General features: G+C 44.8%; 3 protein-coding genes. All 3 read right to left on the bottom strand.

What is annotated here, in order from left to right:
- Nucleotides 1-101: 101 nt before the first annotated feature.
- On the bottom strand, nt 102-857 hold the full coding sequence (locus PLE34_RS21695) for a DUF5995 family protein (protein ID WP_324560703.1): 756 nt from the start codon (nt 855-857) through the stop codon (nt 102-104).
- Between the two features lie 72 nt (nt 858-929).
- Nucleotides 930-3,275, bottom strand: a complete 2,346-nt coding sequence (locus PLE34_RS21690) for an NADP-dependent malic enzyme (protein ID WP_324560700.1) — start codon at nt 3,273-3,275, stop codon at nt 930-932.
- A 435-nt stretch (nt 3,276-3,710) separates the two neighbouring features.
- On the bottom strand, nt 3,711-3,917 hold a 207-nt coding region (locus PLE34_RS21685), incomplete at its 5' end, for a hypothetical protein (RefSeq protein ID WP_324560697.1).

Below are 3,917 nucleotides of genomic sequence, written 5' to 3'. Positions count from 1 at the left end.
CATGACCGCAACAACTGCACTATGCTTTTCTTACATAATTACTTCGTGGCAAAAAAACACCTTATCTTATCATAAACATAACGCCACCCTGCATGCATTTATCATTCCACAACAGTAGTATCTATCAGGTTAATGATTCTGCTGATGTTTGAATATTCTGTTGCCCGTATTCCTTTCAAAATCAGTTGGGTAAATGCACCCGGCGACCGGATGGCCTGCCCCAAACGCAGTACGGCAGCATCCATTTGTTGTATATAAAATTGTTTTTGCCCGGTATTCATTCCTGCAAGCAGCAACGCGTTGCTCCATGATGCGGTTCTTGCCTTATCAATGCTGAAGTTGATCACGGGTATATGTTTTCCGGATGCTATTTTTTCGAGGAGCCGCATGGGCAGCCAAACCCTGGCAAGACATTCCTGCACATCATCAATCAGTGAAGCAATGATATCGTTGATTTTATTAAAATCTTTCTCAAGATCATCAATAGCCGTGCCCTCCGATATTTCAGCAGCCGATATGGCAAGATCTAAATTAATATGCGTATTAATGCCCGATAATAGATGCTGAATTACTATGAGCTCATTGCGCCTGCAGCCGTCAAATGCAAATTGCCATGAAGTGCTGCAGGGGTTCCCTTCCTGGTATGCATCATAGGCATCTAAGTAGCGTTTTGCAAAAGCAATATCCAGCCGGATCATACGGTCTGCATCTTCAAAAGCGTGTTGCTGTATACCCTTCGCTACCGCCATCGTCATACGCTTGTATAAGGCCGCAAAATATCCTGCCCGGCTCTGATCTGCTTTTGTTTGTTCTACAATAGCACCCAGGCGCTCAATTACAGCATCAATGGTTTGCATGAATGATCATTTTCAAATTCATACTAAAAGAATTGCACTTGTAAAATATAATCAATGCTTCTTTCTGCAGCATCACATCAGTTCATTTACTTTTTTGCTTTTCTTCCACCAACGCTGCTCTTTATCAGCATCCGGTTTTCTTTCAGGGCATTTTTGCTGGGCATCCGCCACTGCAATCAGCACCATGTTTACAATGCTTCTTACAGAGCTGCCCAATTGCAATACATGTACCGGTTTAGCCAAACCCAGCAGCACAGGGCCTATGGTATCAAAACCACCCAGTTCCTGCAACAGGTTATAGGCAATATTGCCCGCACTTAAGTTGGGGAATATCAATATGTTCACATCTGTATCTGCCAGTTCGCTGAAAGGATAATTTTCCTTAAGGATATCTTTATTAAAAGCAAGAATACCCTGCATTTCGCCATCGGCAATAAGATCCGGACTTCTTTCTTTCAACAACTCCCTGGCTTTGCGAACCAGTATAGCTTCCGCGGTATTACTGCTGCCAAAGTTAGAATAACTAAGCAGCGCCACACGGGGTACAATACCAAAGTTCCTTACCTCTTTAGCTACCATCAGGGTAATATCCGCCAGCTCTTCCGACGTAGGATTAAAATTCACGGTAGTGTCGGCAAGAAATAAAGGTCCTCTTTTGGTAACAATAATATACATGCCCGCAATTTTCTTCACGCCCTTTTCTGTTCCCACTATTTCCAAAGCGGGTCTTACGGTTTCGGGGTAGTTGCGGGTAAGTCCGCCAATTACCGCATCGGCATCGCCCGTATTCACCATCATGCAGGCAAATCGGATCCTGTCTTTCATGATCTTGGACGCTTCATAACTGTTGATGCCGCGGCGCTGTCTCTTTTTGAAATACAGGGCGGCATATTCGTGGCGTGTTTTGTCCCATTCTTCGCTCCGCGGATCAATAACAGGTATACCTTCCAGGTCAATACCGTTTTCACGGGCAATTTTTGCTATCTTTTTTTCCTCACCTAACAATATAGGATAGGCGATGTTTTCATCCAGCACAATTTGTGCGGCTTTCAGGATCTTCACATTATCCGCCTCTGCAAAAACCACGCGCCGCGGGTCTTGCCTGGCTTTGCTTCCTATTACCCTGAACAACTGGTTGTCATTGCCCAACCGTCCGTCTAATTCAATTTTATACTTTTCCCAGTCTTCAATAGTATGTTTGGCAACACCACTTTCCATGGCTGCTTTGGCTACCGCGGGCGAAATAGTGGAGATAAGCCGGGGATCAAGCGGTTTGGGTATAATATAATGCGGGCCAAACACCATGTTTTTTTCACCATAGGCAAGCGTTACAATATCAGGCACCGGTGTTTTGGCCAAATCGGCCAGGGCCTTTACCGCCGCCATTTTCATCGCTTCATTGATCTGTGTAGCCCTTACATCTAATGCTCCGCGAAAGATATAAGGAAAGCCGAGCACATTATTTACCTGGTTGGGGTAATCACTGCGCCCCGTGGCAATAATAATATCCTTACGGGAAGCGGTAGCCGCTTCCCAGGTAATTTCCGGATCGGGATTGGCCAGCGCAAATACCACCGGCTTTTTGGCCATGCTTTTGATCATTTCACGCGTAACGGTATCTGCGGCGCTCAGGCCAATGAATACATCGGCACCCTGCATCGCCTCAGCTAAGGTGAGTTCTTTTTTAGGGGTAGTGGCAAAACGCTGTTTCACTTCATCGAGGCCGGGTCTGCCATTATACAATACCCCTTCTTTATCGAACAGGATAAAATGATGGCTTTTAGCGCCCAGCGCTTCGTATAGCTGCACACAGGCCATGGCAGCAGCCCCCGCCCCGTTAACAACAAAGTGTACGTTGTCTATTTTTTTTGCCTGCAATTCCAGCGCATTGATCAACGCCGCTGATGTAATGATCGCTGTGCCATGCTGGTCATCGTGCATCACGGGGATCTGCATACTTTCCTTTAATACTTTTTCAATATAAAAACATTCAGGAGCTTTAATGTCTTCGAGGTTAATGCCTCCAAATGTGGGCTCCAGCGATTTTACGATCTGCACAAATTTTTCCGGATCCTTTTCATTGATCTCAATGTCAAACACGTCAATGTCGGCAAATACTTTAAACAGTACACCTTTCCCTTCCATTACCGGCTTACCCGCTTCGGGGCCAATATCGCCCAAACCCAATACCGCGGTACCATTGCTGATCACTGCCACCAGGTTACCTTTGGCCGTGTATTTATACACAGCTTCAACATCCCGCTGAATTTCCTTGCAGGGCTCCGCTACGCCGGGCGAATAGGCCAGCGAAAGGTCTCGCTGCGTTTTGGCTTCCTTGGTAGGCACTACTTCAATTTTTCCCGGTCTCCCTTTCGAATGGTATTCCAGCGCCTGTTGTTTTCTCAGCTCTTTTGACATATCAATGAATATTGCAACACAAGTTAAAAAATTAATGGTTTAACCTTCGCCGGACTTTTGTAACTTAATATACCGCTTTTTGCAAAAACAACAGATCCAAAATAAAAACCGGTTTTAACAGTGTAGATGAATAGTACAATTCAGGATGAAAGAAAAAAGCAAAAGCTAACCATTTGAGATGAGACACTTGCCTGCCGACAGGCAGGTTTAATATTTGAGATGAGGAACTGCTCATTTTCCACCCGAACAAAAACGCCACTCCCTGCCGTTGCCCCGTGTTCGCTGTAGCTTCCATGTGCCCTTTTGCTATTGCATTTTTTGCGCTCGCAAACTTATCATCTAGCGTAAAGAAAAGTGATTTGCCTAAAGATAAAAAGCGATTTCACTGAACAGGAACTTACAAAAAAGTACTATGATATAATTGTATGAATCCCTTTATACTAAAGATGAGATATTAGCCAAATAATACGCAGGGAAAAGCGCTTTTATTTGTGGGTATATGATGACTGCATGCGGGTATAATGTTAGAGAAGACTGGTTACGACAGGCGCTGTCTAAAAAGTAATATTTTGCCACGAAGTCACGAACCTGCCTGCCGGCAGGCTTGTGTCTTAGTGGCATATCTTCTATACCGGCCCTTTT

This window comes from Agriterribacter sp., from assembly GCF_035445465.1.
Lineage (GTDB): Bacteria > Bacteroidota > Bacteroidia > Chitinophagales > Chitinophagaceae > Agriterribacter.
Note: the sequence above shows the minus strand (reverse complement) of the source record. Positions and strands in the feature narration are given on the sequence as shown.